The following is a 17,938-nucleotide window of genomic DNA, read 5'->3' as shown; positions in this document are numbered from 1 at the left end:
TAAAAAAAGCGACATCTTTCGATGTCGCCTAGCAAAAAAGTGTCAAAGCGTTTCATGTGGAACATGCGGCTCTGCCATATAGCTATAAATTACACTGGAAGCAATGTGAGCAATGTCGTGTCATAAAGAACTTGTGCAAGTTCATTAAATTCTGTGTCACCACTAAGTTCAATTGCTTGAAGCTAGTGACTCAACATCCTTGTGAACAACCTCATTCCCTAAGACGAGATTGATAATAATGATTCTCATTTACATAGTCAACATCTAAATGAGAAAAAGTCTCATTTATTTTAACTATTCAGATCACGCCTGTGTTGCAGCCCTCACTCTCTTCGCTTCATCCAAGCGATAGCTCAAACCTCAGTAGAGAGCCGATAAAAAAATAGGTCGGCAATTGCCGACCTATTTCAGTTCACGATTGGTTGAGATTATTCACCGCGTAAATGCTGCGCTGCTTGAGCATTATCTTCAGCTAACCACTGCGCCACATCTTTTGCAAAATAAGTCAAAATACCATCTGCACCGGCACGCTTGAAGCACAGCAGTGATTCCATTACGGTATCGCGCTCGCTCAGCCAACCATTAAGAATCGCCGCTTTGTGCATCGCATACTCGCCCGATACTTGATAAGCAAAAGTCGGTACTTGCAGTTCTGATTTCACACGACGGACGATATCTAGATATGGCATACCCGGTTTCACCATCACCATATCAGCACCTTCGTTGATGTCCATTGCCACTTCATGCAAGGCTTCATCACTGTTGGCTGGATCCATTTGATAGTTTTTCTTATTGCCACCTTTCAAGTTCGACGCTGAACCGACGGCATCACGGAATGGTCCGTAATAACATGACGCATATTTTGCCGAGTAAGCCATTATTTGGGTATTGATGTAACCGGCTTCTTCGAGCGCTTCACGAATCGCACCGATACGGCCATCCATCATATCTGATGGCGCCACAACATCAGCCCCCGCTTCTGCGTGAGATAGCGCTTGCTTGATCAATACCGCTGTTGTCTCATCATTCAGTACATAGCCTTCGTCATCAATGATGCCGTCTTGACCATGAGTCGTGAATGGATCCAATGCGATATCGGTGATCACACCCATTTCAGGTACGTGCTCTTTCAAAGCACGAACAGCACGCTGAACTAAACCTTCAGGATTGTATGCTTCTGCGGCGCACAAGCTTTTCGCATCTTGGTTTACCACTGGGAATAGAGCAATGGCTGGCACACCTAGTCGCGCTAGGTATTGAGCTTCTTCCAACAACAAATCAATCGATAGACGTTCGATACCCGGCATTGACTCGATTGATTCACGACGGTCCTTACCCATAAGAACAAACATCGGATAAATCAGATCGCTCACCGTTAACTGATTTTCTGCCATTAAACGGCGGCTGAAGTCGTGTTTACGCATACGACGCATGCGACGACCTGGAAATTGACCTTGAATGGAAATTGACACTCTATTCTCCTTCATCTGGTGAAAGTGCTTGCTGAGAATCATATCACTCTCGCCAGCGCACGCTAGAGCCAAGCATGAAAAATGCAAAAAATGACCTGCGCTTCACACTGCCGTATACTTTGCTACACACATAAGTCCAACAACGAAATCAAGAGAATCACCATGATTGATAGCCATGCACACATCTACGCCAGCGAGTTTAATAATGATCGCGACGAAGTCGTCCAACGAGCATTGGCACAAGGCATTGATAAAATTTTACTGCCTAATATCGATCTAGACTCCATCGAACCCATGCTCAAAACCGAAGCCGCTTACCCTGATGTTTGTCGTTCAATGATGGGGCTACACCCTTGTTATGTTGATGGTAACGTTGAGCAATCACTGGCAACGATTTATAGCTGGTTTAGCAAGCATTCATTTATTGCCGTCGGTGAAATCGGTATCGATCTCTATTGGGATAAAACCTTCCGCGCTGAACAAGAGAAAGCCTTTATCACTCAGCTTAATTGGGCCAAAGAGATGAGCCTACCGGTGGTCATTCACACGCGAGATTCTATTGAAGAAACCCTCAAGCTGCTCAGCCAAGAACAAGACGGCTCTTTAAGTGGAGTCTTCCACTGTTTCGGGGGCAGTATTGAAGAAGCGCAGGCAATTAATGATCTGGGTTTTCATTTGGGCTTAGGGGGTGTGTCGACATTTAAAAATGGTGGAATGGATTTGGTGATCCCTGCTTTAGATCTGAACTATGTCATTCTTGAAACTGACTGCCCTTACCTAGCACCCGTACCACATCGTGGCAAACGCAACGAGCCAGCCTATACTCAATTGGTCGCTCAACGAGTCGCAGATCTACGCGAAATGAGCTTACAGCAGGTGGATGAACTCACAACCCACAACGCAAAAACACTGTTTAATCTATAACGTGTTAGCAGCGAGCAAGATGTGATTTGCAAATTACAGGCATAAAAAAGGTTGGCATCGCCAACCTTTTTTCATCTCGCTATCATTACTCTTCGACTTGCTCTTCTTCGTCATCATCCTTACGGACATAGAAACGAGCAAAGAACAATCCCACCTCAAACAGCAAACACATTGGGATGGCCAATAACGTCTGCGAAATAATGTCTGGTGGCGTCAGCAACATACCGACAACGAAAGCAATCACAATGATGTATGGACGCTTAGCGCGCAGTTCATCAGGTGAAGTCGCTCCCGTCCAGCACAATAAGATAATTGCGACCGGAATTTCAAAGGCAATACCGAACGCCATAAACAGCGCGAGAACGAAATCCAGGTAACTGGAAATGTCGGTAGCAAACTCAACTCCGCCCAGCGATATCGCAGTAAAGAAGCCAAATACCAGCGGAAAAACCACGAAATAAGCAAACGAAACGCCTGCGTAAAATAGCAGTGAGCTGGAAAACATCAGCGGCATGATCAAACGACGTTCATGCTTATACAATCCCGGCGCTACAAAAGCCCAGACCTGATACAAAATCAAAGGTACCGCGATAAATACCGATGCAATCAAGGTCAGCTTTAATGGGGTAAAGAAAGGGGATGCGACATCAGTCGCGATCATCGTTGCCCCTTCCGGTAATTTGTCGACAAGTGGTTTTGAAACAAACTCGTAGATATCACCAGAAAAGTAGATTAAACCAAGAAATACCACCAACACTGCAAGCAACGCACGCAATAAGCGATTACGCAGCTCCAGTAAATGGCTGATTAAAGGTTGTGTCTGCTCAACAGAAGGCATATCAAACCTCATTCTAGAAGATCAAAAAGGAGCCACACGTCACGTGCAGCTCCTCACTTAAAGGCTACTCGGCTTTCTTATCTGCCGGTGCAATGGCTTGGCTGGTCTGTGGTTTTTCATCACTGACAACAGCCTCGGTCTCCGTAGCCTTTTGAGCATAGGGACGTTGCACCTCTTGCGCAGCTTTCTTCAGTTCTTCAACCGAAGATTTCAACTCAGGCGATAGATCTTCCATCCCCATTTGTTCAGCTTTACGCAAGTTCTCTTGCAGTTCTTGCACCTTCAGTTCGTGAGAGATTTCATCTTTCACGTTGTTTGCCATCGTTTTCGCTTGTGAAACAAAACGAGAAACGCTGCGAATCGCATGTGGCAAACGCTCAGGGCCCAAGACAACAAGAGCTACAACAGATATTAATACCAGTTCCCAAAAACCGATATCAAACACGTATTATGCCTGCTCTTTGTCTTTTTTAGTCTCAGCAGTCGCTTCAGTCTTCTGCTGTTCTAGATTTTTAGGTTCAAAATCAGCATCTTTTTTATCTTGAGATGCATCCTCGTCGCTCATTGCTTTCTTAAAGCCTTTCACAGCACTACCTAAGTCGCCACCAATATTACGTAACTTCTTAGTACCAAACAGCAATACAACGATTACAGCAACAATCAGAAGTTGCCAAATACTAATACCACCCATTTCATTTACCTCGGGTTCTATTAAACAAAATTATTCTGTGAGTCTAACGCCTATTGGCGATAAGCTCGCCAACTGAGCAACCAAAATGTGACCCCTGCAGCGACGCAGATTGGTGACAATTGCTCATAAGTGCTGTTGACCATAATTGCCGAGCATACGACTAATGTGGCACCAACACCAAATAAAAATTTACCCGTCGCCTGCTGACGCTTAGATGCGCGGTAACCTTGGTAAAGCTGATCCATGCGTTGATTCAAGGCTTTACCTTGACGCAAGCTATCGTATAACAACTCAGGCAATTCGGGTAATTTCTCAGCCCAAAACGGTGCGCGATCTTTAACCGCATTGATCAGCGCTTGCGGACCGACTTGATTCATCATCCACGTTTCAAGGAATGGCTTCGCCGTTGCCCACAGATCCAACTGTGGATATAACTGACGCCCTAACCCTTCAACATAGAGTAATGTTTTTTGCAGCAAAACTAATTGCGGCTGTACTTCCATTTCAAAGCGACGCGCAGTATTGAACAGATTCAACAGCACGTGACCAAAGGAAATTTCGCACAGTGGTTTGGCAAAAATCGGTTCACACACAATACGAATCGCAAACTCAAATTCATCAATATTGGTTTCACGTGGAACCCAACCCGACTCAACATGCAATTCCGCAACGCGGCGATAATCTCGATTGAAAAAAGCTAAAAAGTTTTCCGCTAAGTAGCGTTTATCATCGCTATTTAATGTGCCGACAATGCCACAATCCAAACCTATCCAACGCGGGTTTTCCGGATGTTCTGGTTCAACGAATACATTTCCCGGGTGCATATCAGCATGAAAGAAGCTGTCGCGAAATACTTGGGTAAAGAAAACGCTCACCCCTCGCTCAGCCAGCAACTTCATATCGGTACCGTTGGCTTTTAAACCCTCGATATCTGACACTTGAATGCCGTAGATTCGCTCAGATACCATCAGTGATTCACTGCTAAAATCAGGTAAAACTTCCGGTACGTAAAGCTCTTCACTGCCTTCGAAGTTACGACGCAATTGAATTGCATTCGCCGCTTCTCTTCTTAAGTCTAGTTCATCAAGCAGAGTCTTTTCATACTCTCGCACGACTTCAACTGGTTTTAAACGACGTGCTTCAGGCTGAGCTTTAGCGACTATACGCGCCATGCGATACATCAGTTTTAGATCTGCATCAATCACCGGGCGAATATCAGGTCGAATGACCTTCAAAACAATCTCTTGGCCCGTCTCTTTCAAGCGTGCAGTATGCACCTGCGCGATAGAGGCTGACGCGAGTGGCTTGATATCAAACTCACTAAACCAATTTTCAATCGGTCCACCCAGCGCTTTTTCCATTTGTTCTTTGGCCAACTCCCCATCAAAGGGGGCCACTTGGTCTTGCAGTAAGGCCAGTGGATCGGCAATGTGCGGCGGGAACAAATCACGGCGGGTCGACATCATCTGACCAAACTTGATCCAAACAGGCCCAAGCTCTTGCAATGCTAAGCGTAAACGCTCACCCAACGGTTTTTCTGGGTGCTGGTTTTTTATCCAAAACAGCGATTTTCGAGCCAGTAACGGCGCTTTGGTTAGCTGATGATTGGGCAGTAACTCATCCAAACCATACTCAAGTTGGACTTTGATGATGCGGTAGAGGCGACGAATTTCCGAAGGTGTCATACACGCTCCAGTAACTGGTTTAACTTTGCTTCTATACGTGCCGCTTGGCTTTTCACATCGTCCACTTGATCACAAAAGTGCGCCACTTCTAGCGGCGCAGGCGCTAAGCGCCACTCTTCGGTGATCACTTGCCCAAGATAATCTTGCTGCTTACTCACTTGTGACTTCAGCAACGAGCCAAAGTGACTCACGCCTTTCACTAAGGAATGAGCAGCAACGTCACCCACAATACGCGAGAGCCATTCAGCGACATCAGGCTTACAATCGGTCATTAATTGCGAGAACTTTTGCGCTAATTGAATATCACCCTCTAATACCAACTTATCTTGTTTGATCAGCTTGGTAATATTGGCCTGTTCACGCAACTCTGGTAATACCGATAGGTTAAGCGACAAATAACAGTCTGGTTCACCTTCATAGTTTGCCAGCACATCAATCTGCTGACTGAAAATGAAGGTGATGGTTTTGTTCACTTCTTTGAGATGAACTTGGATCACTTGCCCTTTTAGACGCGACAAACGGCGACCCAATTCAGGATCGTCTTTAATCAGGGTATTAAGGGTGGTTTCGATAACAGCGGTAACCAAGGGTTCAAATGGCATAGCGACCTCTAGAACTTATAACCACGGTGCAACGCAACAATACCACCAGTGAGGTTGTAGTAATTGGTTTGCTCAAAGCCCGCTTCATCCATCATGCCCTGCAAGGTGTCTTGATCTGGGTGCATACGGATTGATTCTGCTAGGTAACGGTAGCTATCTGCATCGTTTGCCACCACTTCGCCAATTTTTGGTAATAGGTGGAACGAGTAAGCATCATAAATTTTTGAAAGTGGCTCAAGAATTGGCTTCGAGAACTCCAACACCAATAAGCGACCACCCGGCTTCAACACGCGGAACATAGAACGCAGTGCTTTGTCTTTATCTGTTACGTTACGCAGACAAAAGCTAATCGTGATGACATCAAAGTAGTCATCAGGGAACGGCAATTCTTCCGCATTGGCTTGTACATAGTGCACATTACCAACAATGCCACTGTCGCGTAGTTTGTCGCGACCAACATTCAGCATTGAGTTGTTGATGTCAGCTAAAACCACGTGACCTTTCTCACCAACAATGCGAGAAAATTTTGCGGTCAAATCGCCAGTACCACCACCAAGGTCAAGCACGCGTTGACCCGGGCGAGCACCACTGCAATCAATGGTAAAGCGCTTCCACAAACGGTGCACACCACCCGACATTAAGTCGTTCATGATGTCGTATTTCGCCGCTACTGAGTGAAATACTTGAGCAACTTTGGCCACTTTTTCTTCTTTGGCTACAGTAGTAAAACCAAAATGGGTGGTTTCTTGTGTTTCTAACGCTGTATTTGACTGCACGTTGGTATCCGTCATGATTAATCCTCTTCGAGCAACTCGGAATTACGGTCTATACGCAGGGTTTATACACATAATTGATACGTATTGTGCGACATCATGACCCAACGAAAACTTGCATCTTTGGGTTGGGTTTTACATCGATGCGACACAGACCGGAGCTGCGGCCGATTAGTTTACTTTATCCTCAGCCGGATGTCTTTCTAACTGCGGTGCATTTTCAGCCAAATATTCATTTTCTGTCACATCCTCAGTTTGTGCTAACTGGACAATATCACTCGATATTGGACGTTTTACTTCCACCCCTAGCTGTTTAAAGCTTTCTGCTTGGCGAATCACGTTACCGCGCCCTGTCGCGAGCTTGTTCATTGCCCCTTGGTAGCTTTGATTGGCTTTGTCGAGTGCACCACCCAAACCTTCCATATCTTCAACAAACAGACGCAGTTTGTCGTAAAGCTTACTGGCTCGTTCCGCGATAATTTGCGCATTTTGGTTTTGGCGGTCATTACGCCATAAGTTATCAATCGTGCGCAGTGCCACCAGCAATGTGGTTGGGCTGACCAAAATAATATTTTGCTCCATCGCATCTTTAACCAAGCTCGGATCCGCTTGAATCGCCACCTGGAAAGCAGGCTCAACCGGAATAAACATCAGCACGTAATCAAGGCTACGAATGCCTTTAAGCTGATGATAATCCTTATGGCTTAATCCTTTAATGTGGCTACGTAGAGCAAGTAAGTGATCACTTAGCGCTTGAGCTCTATCTCGATCGGTTTCAGCATTGAAGTAACGCTCGTAGGCCACCAGCGCCATTTTCGAATCAATCACCACTTGTTTCTCTTGTGGTAAGTGAACAATCACATCTGGCTGATAACGCTTGCCCGCTTCATTTTGCAAACTGACTTGGGTTTGGTACTCATGCCCTTCTCGCAAACCCGATTCAGCCAATACGCGCGCCAAAACCACTTCCCCCCAGTTGCCTTGCTGCTTATTGTCACCTTTTAAAGCCTGAGTTAGGTTCACCGCTTCACGAGTCATATCTTCATTCAAACGCTGCAAGTTTTTTAGCTCATGTACTAGGGTATGGCGCTCTTTGGCTTCAAGATTAAAGCTATCGTTCACTTGGCGTTTAAAGCCTTCTAACTGCTCTTTGAGCGGACTCAATAGCCCCTCTAAACTCTGCTTATTTTGCTGGTCAACCTTGGCGGTCTTTTCTTCAAACAACTGATTGGCGAGATGTTCAAATTGTTGCTTCAAGCGCTCTTCGGCTTTTTCGAGTAACTGCAGTTTCTCTTGGCTGGCCAGTTGAGCTTGTTGATGACGCGCTTCTTGCTCACGCAATTGCGCTTCCAACTGTGATTTGTGCTCACGGACTTGATTAAGATCCTCGGCGTATTGCTGACGCTCTTGTTTGACCGCATCGAAGTAACGCAATTTTTCCATCACCGCCATCAATTTGCCATGCGATTGCTTTAGCTCATAAGCGGCTTTATCTCGATCTTGATCGAGTTCATCTAACTCTTGCTGCGCTTCGACAAGCGATTGTTTTAACTGGTCGATTTGTGAGTTCGCCAATTGTTGATTGGAGTGCAATTGTTGCTCGAGTAACTGACTTTCAATGCTCAGTTTTTGTTTTACCCACCAACCCACTACCGCTCCACTGATCGCGGCACTGCCTAGGGCACTCAATAACACGCTTTGGTTCTCGATAATCCATTGCATAATAAGGCGTTAACTCTTCTCTATTACTTAAAAATAATGGTATTTCACCACTGGATAAATGTCCAGTTTGTCGACTAGATAATCAGCAGATACACTGAGCGCCCCGTACAGCGTTCACTGCATTTTCGCGGTACGTTTTTGCTGACTGTTTTGCCGATTCGGCGACTAGAATAAAAGGAATATTATGAACGAACGCCGCGCTTTAGGATTTGGCTTATCTGCGGTTTTACTGTGGTCAACGGTGGCAACGGCCTTCAAACTCACGCTTGCAGAATTTTCACCAATACAAATGCTAACCATTGCCAGCATTGTTTCCGCACTGGTTTTGTTGGTCATTTGTGGCGTACAAGGCAAGCTTTCATCGCTATCGACCACTTTTCTCTCTAACCCGGGCTACTACTTCTTACTTGGCTTAATCAACCCACTGGCTTACTACGTGATTCTGTTTAAAGCCTACGACTTACTTCCCGCCTCTCAAGCGCAGGCGATCAACTACAGTTGGGCGATCACTCTGACCTTAATGGCGGCATTTTTCCTTGGCCAGAAGATCCGCAAACAAGACTGGGTTGCGTGTGTATTAAGTTATTTTGGTGTGGTCGTGATTGCCACCAAAGGGGATATTTTAGGGCTAAACTTTGAAAGCCCTCTTGGCGTGGCTCTGGCCTTGGTTTCGACTTTACTATGGGCAGGTTATTGGATTCTCAATACCAAAAACAAAGCCGATCCTGTGGTGGGAGTATTACTTGGATTCTTAGTTGCGATTCCATTTGCGATTGGTTTGAGTATTTGGGAAGGAGCGACTTGGAGCCAAATAACGCCATCAGGCTGGTTAGCCGTCACTTATGTTGGCTTATTCGAAATGGGCATCACCTTTGTTTTATGGCTTAGTGCTTTGAAGCTCACGCAAAATACTGCTCGCATCAGTAATCTAATTTTTGCCTCTCCCTTTATTTCGCTGATCTTGCTCGCCACTATCATTGGTGAAAGCATCCATCCGACCACCTTGGTAGGTTTAGTGTTAATCATTGCGGGCTTAGTCATTCAGCAACTCAAATTCAAACCAAAACCGATTTCAGCAGATACAAATTAAGCGGATAGTTCACTTCAATTGATTTTATTGCATAAAAAAGGGCGCCTAAGCGCCCTTATTCTTTCAGGAAATTGCAAAATTCGGAACAGCTTGCAATTGATTAGTTAAGCGCGCGCACCAATGCCGCAATGCCTTCCCAATCCCCTTTATCCATCATGTCAGTTGGGACCATCCAAGTACCGCCACAAGCAACAACGGCTTTAATAGCTAGGTACTCTTCAACGTTTGATGGGCTCACGCCGCCTGTAGGCATAAAGCTTACTGGGTAAACCGCAGTTAGAGCTTTAAGCATACCAACACCGCCTGACGGCTCAGCTGGGAAGAATTTCAGAGTGCGTAGACCCATTTCCATTGCTTGCTCAACCAAACTAGGGTTATTCACTCCCGGTACGATTTGAATGTTGCGTTGCTGACAGTATTTCACTGTCGTCGGGTTGAAACCTGGGCTCACAATAAAGTCCACACCCGCATCAATCGCGATATCAACTTGTTCTGTAGTAAGAACAGTACCTGCACCGATCAATAGCTCAGGGTATGCATCACGCATAATGCGGATAGATTCTGCAGCCGCTTCTGTACGGAAAGTCACTTCCGCACATGGTAGGCCGTTTTCTACCAACACTTTTGCTAATGGTAGCGCATGTGCAACATCATTGATGGCAATAACAGGAACGATTTTGATTTCGCTTAATCGTTGTTCAAGAGTTTTCATGAATAACCTCTAAAGAATAAAGCTTAGTGTTGCCACGATAATAAACGCGATACCACCAAGTAAAGTTTCCATAACAGTCCAAGTCTTCAGCGTTGTTTTCTCATCCATGTCGAGTAGACGAGAAACTAACCAGAAACCAGAGTCATTGAAGTGAGACAGTACTGTTGCACCACCCGCAATAGCGATCACGATGAAACATAGATCCAGTTCACTCAGACCCGTTGTTGCTGCCACTACTGGCGCAATAAGAGCTGCTGTGGTTGTTAGAGCTACGGTTGCTGAGCCTTGAGCAACACGTAAACAAGTAGAAATAACGAATGCCGCTACGATCACAGGCATACCTGTATCTGTTAGTACACCCGCTAGAGCATCACCAATACCGCTTGCACGTAGTACGCCGCCGAACATGCCGCCCGCACCCGTTACAAGAATCACACCACAGATTGGCGCTAGAGAGTCGCCACATAGCTTCTCAAGTTTTGCCATGCCGTAGTCTTTAGCAAAAATCGCTAAACACGCAATCAGAGTAATTAGCAATGCCACTGGTGTTTTACCTAGCATGCGTAGGAACTCAACCAAGGCTGTTTTGCCATCAATTAGGCCTGCAACCGCGAGTGTGTTTAGCACAGTATCAAGACAGATAAGCAGTACTGGCAGAACCAGAATGGTCATTACTGTTGCGAATTTTGGCAGTTTTGCTTCATCAATAACAGTGTCGCTATTAAAGAATGCTTTAGATAGTGGGATGTCGAATTTCTTACCGGCGTACAGACCAAACAAGTATGCACCGAAGTACCAAGTTGGAATAGCGACTAGGATACCAACAAATAGCAGTAGACCAATGTTCGCACCAAGGAATTCAGCTGCCGCAACAGGACCTGGGTGTGGAGGAACAAAGCCATGCATTACTGCAAATGCACCTGCTGAAGGCAGTGCGTATTTGATTGGTGAGCCACCAAAACGTGCTGCCACGCTCAGGATAATTGGCATCATAACCACTAGGCCAGCATCAAAGAAGATAGGGAAACCAAATAGAAGTGATGCCACACCCAATGCAAATGGTGCACGCTCTTTACCAAAGCGGCCAATCAATGTATCAGCCAGTACTTTAGCACCGCCAGTCACTTCAAGAATTTTACCAATCATTGCACCAAGACCAACCAGCAGTGCAACTGATGCTAATGTGCCGCCAAAGCCGCTCATCATGGTTGGAACAACTTGCTCAGACGCAACACCTGTTGCTAGTGCTGTTAGCAAGCTCACGATAGTAAGAGAAGCAAATGCATGTACTTTAAATTTAATAATCAGTACCAGTAACGCCGCAATTGCAAGGACTGCGATCGTTAACAAGTAGGTTGGGTCAGAGGCTTGGGTTAGCAGCTCCATAGGTTCACCTTTAAGAATTATAGTTTGTGTTGTGGTTCACATTTATTTACGTTACCGGTAACATGTTACCGATAACACGAATAAGATAAACCCATATTTAAAAGTGAATGCCAAAATTGGGATCACGCGCAAAATTTGTTATGAGGATAGGTTATGGCTGGCAGCAGTGTCATCGTGATGGGCGTTTGTGCTTGTGGTAAGAGCACAATTGGTGAGCAACTAGCGCAGAAGCTAGGACGTAAATTCATTGATGGTGATGATCTTCACCCACGAGCAAACATTCAGAAAATGGCGTCAGGCCAACCGCTGAATGATGATGACCGTAAGCCATGGCTAGAACGTATCCGTGATGCTTCTTATAGCCTCGAAAGCAAAAATGAGCACGGCATTATCGTCTGTTCAGCACTGAAAAAGAAATACCGCGATCAGATCCGCGAAGGTAACGAGAACGTGACCTTTTTATTCCTCGATGGCAACAAAGAGCTCATCATGGATCGTATGCGCCAGCGTCAAGGCCACTTCATGAAGGAAAACATGGTCAACAGCCAGTTTGAAACCCTAGAACGCCCAGATGCAGAACCACAAACGATCGTGGTTGGCATTGACTGCTCTATTGAAGAAATCGTTGATAACGCCGCGCAACAACTTATCGCTCAACAAGAGGTAGCACTATGACTCATTCAGTAATTCTAGAGGTTACCGCGCGCTTAGTTGAACGCAGTCGTCAAACTCGTGCGGCTTTCCTTGCTCGTACTAAAGAGCAAGCTGATGCAGGTAAAGGCCGTGTGGGTCTAACGTGCGGCAACCTTGCCCATGCCGTTGCCGCGTCTTGCTCAGCTGAGAAAAAGAACATCCTCGACTTTACGCATTCAAACGTCGCGATGATCAGCGCCTATAACGACATGTTGAGCGCACACCAGCCTTACCAATACTACCCAGACCAAATTAAGAAAGTGTTGGCGGAGTACGGTCATACATCTCAAGTTGCTGGTTGCGTACCCGCTATGTGCGATGGTGTGACACAAGGACAAGCTGGCATGGATATGTCACTGTTCTCTCGCGACCTAATCGCCCAATCAACCGCGCTATCACTGAGTCATAACGTCTTTGATGCCACTTTACTATTGGGTATCTGTGACAAAATCGCCCCTGGACAGTTAATGGGGGCATTGGCTTACGCACATCTGCCAACTGCGTTTGTACCAGCAGGCCTAATGGCAACCGGTATTAGCAACGAAGAGAAAGTCGACGTTCGCCAGAAATACGCAGCGGGTGAAGTCGGTAAAGATGCTCTATTGGATATGGAATGCCGCGCTTACCACTCACCAGGTACTTGTACCTTCTATGGCACAGCTAACACCAACCAGTTGGTATTTGAAGCAATGGGTCTAATGCTGCCAGGTTCTGCATTTATCCACCCACATTCAGAATTACGCCACGCACTGACAGACCACGCAGCAATCAAGATTGCTTCGATGACCGCGGGTTCTGTTAACTTCCGCCCACTGTCTGAAGTAATGACTGAGAAGAGCTTAGTGAACGGCATTATTGCCCTATTGGCTTCTGGCGGCAGTACCAACCACACTATTCATATGTTAGCGCTTGCTCGCGCGGCGGGTATTCTACTGACTTGGCAAGACCTTAGCGACCTCTCGGAAGTCGTGCCACTATTGGCGCGTGTTTACCCGAACGGTCCTGCTGATATGAATGCCTTCCAACAAGCTGGCGGCGTACCAGCGCTAATGCGTCGTTTGGATGAATCTGGTCTATTACACCGTGATGTCACCCCTGTGTTTGGTAATTTTGAAGGCCAAATGAGCCTACCAAACCTAAAAGATGGCAAGCTTGAGTGGACACCATGCGCAGCCAGCTCTGACGCAGAAGTGATTGCGGCGTCTGGCGAAGCATTCCAAAAAACCGGCGGTACTCGTGTACTGAAAGGCAACCTAGGCAACTCGGTTGTGAAGGTATCGGCAGTAAAAGAAGATCAACGCATTGTCGAAGCTCCAGCGATCGTCTTCCATTGCCAACACGAAGTGGAAGCAGCGTACAAACGTGGCGAATTGAACAAAGATTGTATCGTTGTGGTCACTCACAATGGCCCTGCGGCAAACGGCATGCCTGAGCTGCACAAGTTAATGCCGATTTTAGGTAACATCCAAAAAGCCGGCTTTAAAGTAGCGCTGGTGACTGACGGTCGCCTATCGGGTGCATCAGGTAAAATTCCATCAGCCATTCACCTATCACCAGAAGCTTTGCGTGGCGGTGCGATTGGTTTGGTTCGCGATGGCGATATCATTAGCCTTAACTGTCAAACCGGTGAGCTAAATAACCTGACCGATATGACGGGCCGTGAGCCGTTACAAGTGGATACCGAAGCAGCACAGCAAACTTGGGGTCGCAATCTGTTTAGCGTCATGCGTCAAAGTGTGACCAGCGCAGAAGAAGGCGCAAGCTTCATCGTTTAATCCCAATGTAATCGCGTAACAAAAAGATAGAGGGCGAAGTGTTTACTCACTTCGCCCTTTTTAATTCATTTTAATATGATGCCAATGGCGCCCGTTAAACGCTTTCACCTTGAGTAATTTTATAGCCCATATCTACGATGGTTTCTTCTACCACTTCACCTTTCAAACGTGCGAGCAATAATTGTGCACTCTTTTCGCCAATTTCAAAACGCGGAGTATCCACGCTGGTTAACGTTGGGCTGATTGTTTGACCAATATCCAACGCGTTGTAACCCACTACGGCCAACTGTTGTGGTACTGGAATTTGGCGACGCTGTGCACTGAGCAAAGTACCAATGGCAATATCATCGTTAGTACAGAAGACACCGTCTAAATTAGGGTATGCCTCTAATGCTCGCTCCAACAAGCCATCCGCCAAAGAGAAACTTGAGTGTTCACCGGTTAGAATATGTTTCGGCTCAAGCCCCGCTTCTTGCATCGCTCGGTCATAGCCTTGCATACGCAATTTAGTCCGAGTATCCAAACGGGCCCCAAAATAAGCAATGGTGGTTTTGCCTGAATCCAGCATGCGCTTAACCACATGATAGGAAGCATCTTCATGATCAAGCCCGACCGCCATATCAATCGGATTGCTCGGCAACTCCATGGTTTCTACCACGGGAACTCCGGAATTTTTGATCATTTGTAGTGTACGTGGTGTGTGATGGCTTTCGGTTAAGATCAAACCATCGACTTGGTACGACAGCAGTGAGGCAATCTTATGCTCCTCTTCCATTTCATCGTAACTGAAGTGCGCTAATAAGGTTTCATAACCATTGGCTTTAGTCACCGTTTCAATGCCTTGAACAAAAGAAGCAAATATTTGGTTAGAGAGTGATGGCAATAAAATACCAATCGCTTTGCTGGATGATTTTGACAGCATCGCTGGCGCGCGGTTTTCGATATAACCTGTTTTTTCAATCGCTTCAGCGATCTTAACGCGCGTTTTTTCCGCGACTGATTCCGGATTACGCATGTAGCGCGACACCGTCATTTTGGTAACGCCAACTTTGTCTGCAACGTCCTGTAATGTCGCTCGGTTTTTCTTATTATTTTGATTCATAGGGAATTATTATAAATTGATGTTACTAGTAACATTATGCCTACACGAGTGATATACAACAAGTGGAAGAAACCAAAATGCCAATACTGTGCAAAAAAAAGCTCCCCCAAATGGGAGAGCTCTGTTTGATGTTTCTATTTACGCGTGTTGGCCAGCAACAAAGCCAGAGCTCCAACACCATTGGAAGTTATAACCCCCTAGCCAGCCGGTCACATCCATCACTTCACCAATAAAGAATAAACCATTGATGTTTTTACACTGCATGGTTTTTGATGAGAGGTGATCAGTATCAACCCCACCTAACGTAACTTCTGCGGTGCGATAACCTTCTGTGCCATTTGGCGCAACCTGCCAGTTCTCAAGATATTCAGTGATCTGCTTGAGTTGTTTATCGTTGAACTGCTTGAGAGGTTTATCCACCAGCTCTTTACGCTCAACCATCACTTCCACCAAGCGCTTAGGTAGTACTCGCGCAAGCGTGTTCTTCAAACTTTGATTCGGATGCTGTTCACGAGCGATCGTCAACAACTCATCAACATCTGCTTCTGGAACAAGGTTGATTGTTACTTTCTGACCTGCTTTCCAGAATGACGAAATCTGTAACACAGCAGGGCCAGAAAGCCCACGGTGGGTAAACAACAACGCTTCTTTAAATACCGTGCCATCTTGCGCCGTAATCTCGGCAGGAATTGCGATGCCAGACAAAGCTTCGAAATCTTCCTTCTCTTGCTTGTGCAAAGTGAACGGCACTAAGCCCGCAGAGGTTGGGATAATCGGCAAACCAAATTGCTCAGCCACTTTGTAGCCAAATGGCGTCGCACCCAGTTTTGGCATTGATAAGCCACCTGTCGCAATCACCAATGACTGACATTCGATTGCATTGGCGTTAGCCATGAGAGTGAAGCCTTGCTCACTTTGCTCAATCTGCTGTACATCTTGCTGATAACGCAATTGGACTTTGGCTTGCTGACACTCTTCAAGCAGCATGTTGACAATCTGCTTGGCTGAATCAACACAGAATAGCTGGCCATGATCGCGCTCTTCAAACTCAATGCTGTACTTACTCACCATCGCAATAAAATCCCAGTTGGTGTACTGAGACAGCGCCGATTTCACAAAGTGAGGGTTACGGCATAAGTAGTTATTTGCGCTGACATCATAGTTAGTGAAGTTACAGCGGCCACCACCAGAGATAAGGATCTTACGTCCTGGTTTTTTTGCATGGTCTAGTACCAATACTTTACGACCTCGCTTACCCGCTTCCGCCGCACAGATTAATCCCGCAGCACCGGCACCGATAATGACGACGTCAAATTTTTCACTCATGATGGCTCACTCAAACAGCTTACTTAGGCAATAAAAAAAGGATGTGCTGAGTGCACATCCTTGCAAATCGAGGCGCTATTCTAGCGATTCTTTGACTACTTGCCAATTCAACCCGACATTGAGAGCTCTGTGCTTAGCGATTAAAGAATAAACGAAGCAAACAGAGTCACCAATAGCAGTGCTGAGCATAAGATAAACAGCTGTCTAACTCGGTCACATTTCGAGGTAAATACCGTATCGTGATGATGGTGATACTCTTTAGTTTTCAAATAACTAAACAATTTCACTTGTTTGGTCATGTTGCCATGCGTGGTAAAGAAACCACCGCCGTCGACCTGCTGATACAGTAAAGGATGCGCTTCACGCATAATGTAGATTAACGAACGCAACGCCGTAAGATACCTTGCCATATTGACTAATGTGACAAGCATAAGCGCAAATAGAATAGTGTCTCCACTGATCATCTTCTCCTCCCTACATCTTCCAATGAGACCCAAGAGAAAAAGACAATCAGTGTGAATGTCTTTGGCTAACGGTTAAGCAGCCGGGCCGTCCATAATGGAAGATGAACCTTCTTTAGCTAAAGCGGCTAGATCCTTATCGATAAAGAACAGCGCTTTGCCGTCTTCACCAACCAGTTCTAACTTATCTAATATCCCTTTAAATAACTTCTCTTCCTCGTGCTGTTCCGCTACGTACCACTGTAAGAAGTTGAATGTTGAATAATCTTGAGACGTAAACGCTAAGTGCGCGAGCTTATTGATTTGTTGTGTAATCATTTGCTCGTGCTCATAGGTTTCACGAAATACTTCACCTAGACTTTCAAACATATGCTTTGGTGCTTCAATTGAGCCAAGAATCGGCATACCGCCAGTTTCACTAACATAAGTGAAAAGACGTTGCATGTGCTCCATCTCTTCTACGGCATGTGCACGTAAAAACTCAGCTGCGCCTTCAAATCCTTTGTCTTCACACCAAGCACTCATTTGTAAGTATAGATTGGATGAAAAGAATTCGAGGTTAATTTGTTCATTCAATTCATCAATCATCGCTTGAGACAGCATTTTCCACTCCTAATCATTCGGTTATCGCAACTGACTATAACACGAACAAAAGCAGAACACTTTGTATACTCAATATGGTTCTG

Annotated in this window: 17 protein-coding genes and 1 pseudogene; 4 read left to right on the top strand and 14 right to left on the bottom strand. The window is 45.8% G+C overall.

Features of this window, described 5'->3' with window-relative positions:
- Positions 1-428: 428 nt before the first annotated feature.
- Entirely contained in the window at positions 429-1,472 is a 1,044-nt protein-coding gene (hemB, locus tag RH88_RS21535) for a porphobilinogen synthase (protein WP_005600004.1), read from the bottom strand.
- A 162-nt stretch (positions 1,473-1,634) separates the two neighbouring features.
- On the opposite strand from hemB, the gene RH88_RS21530 reads away from it, so the two are divergent.
- Positions 1,635-2,396 carry a TatD family hydrolase gene (locus RH88_RS21530; RefSeq protein ID WP_005600002.1) on the top strand — a complete coding sequence of 254 codons (762 nt, stop codon included), beginning with the start codon at positions 1,635-1,637 and terminating at the stop codon, positions 2,394-2,396.
- 85 nt (positions 2,397-2,481) lie between these two features.
- Here RH88_RS21530 and tatC read toward each other — a convergent pair whose 3' ends face one another.
- The 7 genes and pseudogenes from tatC to rmuC all read right to left on the bottom strand — a co-directional run bounded on the left by tatC (position 2,482) and on the right by rmuC (position 8,707).
- Positions 2,482-3,234: a twin-arginine translocase subunit TatC gene (tatC, locus tag RH88_RS21525; protein ID WP_005600001.1), complete on the bottom strand. Its 753-nt coding sequence runs from the start codon at positions 3,232-3,234 to the stop codon at positions 2,482-2,484.
- Between the two features lie 154 nt (positions 3,235-3,388).
- Positions 3,389-3,679, bottom strand: a pseudogene (gene tatB, locus RH88_RS21520) (Sec-independent protein translocase protein TatB); the annotation flags it as partial.
- Positions 3,680-3,682: 3 nt separating this feature from the next.
- Positions 3,683-3,925, bottom strand: coding sequence for a Sec-independent protein translocase subunit TatA (tatA, locus tag RH88_RS21515; RefSeq protein WP_005599997.1), 243 nt, complete (start codon positions 3,923-3,925; stop codon positions 3,683-3,685).
- Positions 3,926-3,975: 50 nt separating this feature from the next.
- Complete coding sequence (gene ubiB / locus RH88_RS21510) at positions 3,976-5,610, bottom strand: ubiquinone biosynthesis regulatory protein kinase UbiB (protein ID WP_005599995.1); 1,635 nt, start codon at positions 5,608-5,610, stop codon at positions 3,976-3,978.
- A complete protein-coding gene (locus RH88_RS21505; RefSeq protein WP_005599993.1) occupies positions 5,607-6,212 on the bottom strand; it encodes a ubiquinone biosynthesis accessory factor UbiJ in 606 nt (201 codons plus the stop codon). Before RH88_RS21505 ends, ubiB begins: the two co-directional genes overlap by 4 nt.
- Positions 6,213-6,220: 8 nt before the next feature.
- Positions 6,221-7,003 carry a bifunctional demethylmenaquinone methyltransferase/2-methoxy-6-polyprenyl-1,4-benzoquinol methylase UbiE gene (gene ubiE / locus RH88_RS21500; protein WP_005599991.1) on the bottom strand — a complete coding sequence of 261 codons (783 nt, stop codon included), beginning with the start codon at positions 7,001-7,003 and terminating at the stop codon, positions 6,221-6,223.
- 153 nt (positions 7,004-7,156) lie between these two features.
- On the bottom strand, positions 7,157-8,707 hold the full coding sequence (gene rmuC, locus RH88_RS21495; protein ID WP_005599989.1) for a DNA recombination protein RmuC: 1,551 nt from the start codon (positions 8,705-8,707) through the stop codon (positions 7,157-7,159).
- Positions 8,708-8,891: 184 nt separating this feature from the next.
- Here rmuC and RH88_RS21490 point away from each other — a divergent pair, with 184 nt between their 5' ends.
- Positions 8,892-9,797 (top strand): DMT family transporter, encoded by a 906-nt coding sequence (locus tag RH88_RS21490; protein ID WP_005599988.1) that lies wholly within the window; start codon positions 8,892-8,894, stop codon positions 9,795-9,797.
- Between the two features lie 100 nt (positions 9,798-9,897).
- Here the strand turns inward: RH88_RS21490 and RH88_RS21485 are convergent, their stop codons facing one another.
- Both RH88_RS21485 and RH88_RS21480 read right to left on the bottom strand, forming a co-directional pair.
- The gene (locus tag RH88_RS21485; RefSeq protein WP_005599986.1) at positions 9,898-10,509 is read right to left on the bottom strand and encodes a bifunctional 4-hydroxy-2-oxoglutarate aldolase/2-dehydro-3-deoxy-phosphogluconate aldolase; all 612 of its coding nucleotides are present in this window, start codon (positions 10,507-10,509) and stop codon (positions 9,898-9,900) included.
- Between the two features lie 9 nt (positions 10,510-10,518).
- Positions 10,519-11,895 (bottom strand): GntP family permease, encoded by a 1,377-nt coding sequence (locus RH88_RS21480; RefSeq protein ID WP_005599984.1) that lies wholly within the window; start codon positions 11,893-11,895, stop codon positions 10,519-10,521.
- A gap of 153 nt (positions 11,896-12,048) precedes the next feature.
- Here RH88_RS21480 and RH88_RS21475 point away from each other — a divergent pair, with 153 nt between their 5' ends.
- Both RH88_RS21475 and edd read left to right on the top strand, forming a co-directional pair.
- Positions 12,049-12,570, top strand: coding sequence for a gluconokinase (locus RH88_RS21475; RefSeq protein ID WP_005599982.1), 522 nt, complete (start codon positions 12,049-12,051; stop codon positions 12,568-12,570).
- Positions 12,567-14,363 carry a phosphogluconate dehydratase gene (edd, locus tag RH88_RS21470; protein ID WP_005599981.1) on the top strand — a complete coding sequence of 599 codons (1,797 nt, stop codon included), beginning with the start codon at positions 12,567-12,569 and terminating at the stop codon, positions 14,361-14,363. The genes RH88_RS21475 and edd overlap by 4 nt, the downstream gene beginning before the upstream one ends.
- Positions 14,364-14,457: 94 nt before the next feature.
- Here edd and RH88_RS21465 read toward each other — a convergent pair whose 3' ends face one another.
- The 4 genes from RH88_RS21465 to ftnA form a co-directional block, all read right to left on the bottom strand.
- On the bottom strand, positions 14,458-15,465 hold the full coding sequence (locus RH88_RS21465) for a LacI family DNA-binding transcriptional regulator (protein WP_005599979.1): 1,008 nt from the start codon (positions 15,463-15,465) through the stop codon (positions 14,458-14,460).
- 138 nt (positions 15,466-15,603) lie between these two features.
- Complete coding sequence (locus tag RH88_RS21460; protein WP_005599977.1) at positions 15,604-16,791, bottom strand: BaiN/RdsA family NAD(P)/FAD-dependent oxidoreductase; 1,188 nt, start codon at positions 16,789-16,791, stop codon at positions 15,604-15,606.
- A gap of 140 nt (positions 16,792-16,931) precedes the next feature.
- Positions 16,932-17,255: a universal stress protein UspB gene (uspB, locus tag RH88_RS21455; RefSeq protein WP_005599976.1), complete on the bottom strand. Its 324-nt coding sequence runs from the start codon at positions 17,253-17,255 to the stop codon at positions 16,932-16,934.
- A 72-nt stretch (positions 17,256-17,327) separates the two neighbouring features.
- Positions 17,328-17,855, bottom strand: a complete 528-nt coding sequence (gene ftnA, locus RH88_RS21450) for a non-heme ferritin (protein ID WP_005599974.1) — start codon at positions 17,853-17,855, stop codon at positions 17,328-17,330.
- Positions 17,856-17,938 lie beyond the last annotated feature (83 nt).

It is taken from the genome of Vibrio scophthalmi LMG 19158, from assembly GCF_000222585.1.
GTDB classification, from domain to species: Bacteria; Pseudomonadota; Gammaproteobacteria; order Enterobacterales; family Vibrionaceae; genus Vibrio; species Vibrio scophthalmi.
This window is presented reverse-complemented; position numbering and strand designations above follow the sequence as displayed.

Bases quoted from the DNA above. Each gene is read 5' to 3' on its own strand.
- RH88_RS21530 (WP_005600002.1), top strand. From the start codon at position 1,635: ATGATTGATAGCCATGCACACATCTACGCCAGCGAGTTTAATAATGAT.
- tatC (WP_005600001.1), bottom strand. From the start codon at position 3,234: ATGCCTTCTGTTGAGCAGACACAACCTTTAATCAGCCATTTACTGGAG.
- tatA (WP_005599997.1), bottom strand. From the start codon at position 3,925: ATGGGTGGTATTAGTATTTGGCAACTTCTGATTGTTGCTGTAATCGTT.
- ubiB (WP_005599995.1), bottom strand. From the start codon at position 5,610: ATGACACCTTCGGAAATTCGTCGCCTCTACCGCATCATCAAAGTCCAA.
- RH88_RS21505 (WP_005599993.1), bottom strand. From the start codon at position 6,212: ATGCCATTTGAACCCTTGGTTACCGCTGTTATCGAAACCACCCTTAAT.
- ubiE (WP_005599991.1), bottom strand. From the start codon at position 7,003: ATGACGGATACCAACGTGCAGTCAAATACAGCGTTAGAAACACAAGAA.
- rmuC (WP_005599989.1), bottom strand. From the start codon at position 8,707: ATGCAATGGATTATCGAGAACCAAAGCGTGTTATTGAGTGCCCTAGGC.
- RH88_RS21490 (WP_005599988.1), top strand. From the start codon at position 8,892: ATGAACGAACGCCGCGCTTTAGGATTTGGCTTATCTGCGGTTTTACTG.
- RH88_RS21485 (WP_005599986.1), bottom strand. From the start codon at position 10,509: ATGAAAACTCTTGAACAACGATTAAGCGAAATCAAAATCGTTCCTGTT.
- RH88_RS21480 (WP_005599984.1), bottom strand. From the start codon at position 11,895: ATGGAGCTGCTAACCCAAGCCTCTGACCCAACCTACTTGTTAACGATC.
- RH88_RS21475 (WP_005599982.1), top strand. From the start codon at position 12,049: ATGGCTGGCAGCAGTGTCATCGTGATGGGCGTTTGTGCTTGTGGTAAG.
- edd (WP_005599981.1), top strand. From the start codon at position 12,567: ATGACTCATTCAGTAATTCTAGAGGTTACCGCGCGCTTAGTTGAACGC.
- RH88_RS21465 (WP_005599979.1), bottom strand. From the start codon at position 15,465: ATGAATCAAAATAATAAGAAAAACCGAGCGACATTACAGGACGTTGCA.
- RH88_RS21460 (WP_005599977.1), bottom strand. From the start codon at position 16,791: ATGAGTGAAAAATTTGACGTCGTCATTATCGGTGCCGGTGCTGCGGGA.
- uspB (WP_005599976.1), bottom strand. From the start codon at position 17,255: ATGATCAGTGGAGACACTATTCTATTTGCGCTTATGCTTGTCACATTA.
- ftnA (WP_005599974.1), bottom strand. From the start codon at position 17,855: ATGCTGTCTCAAGCGATGATTGATGAATTGAATGAACAAATTAACCTC.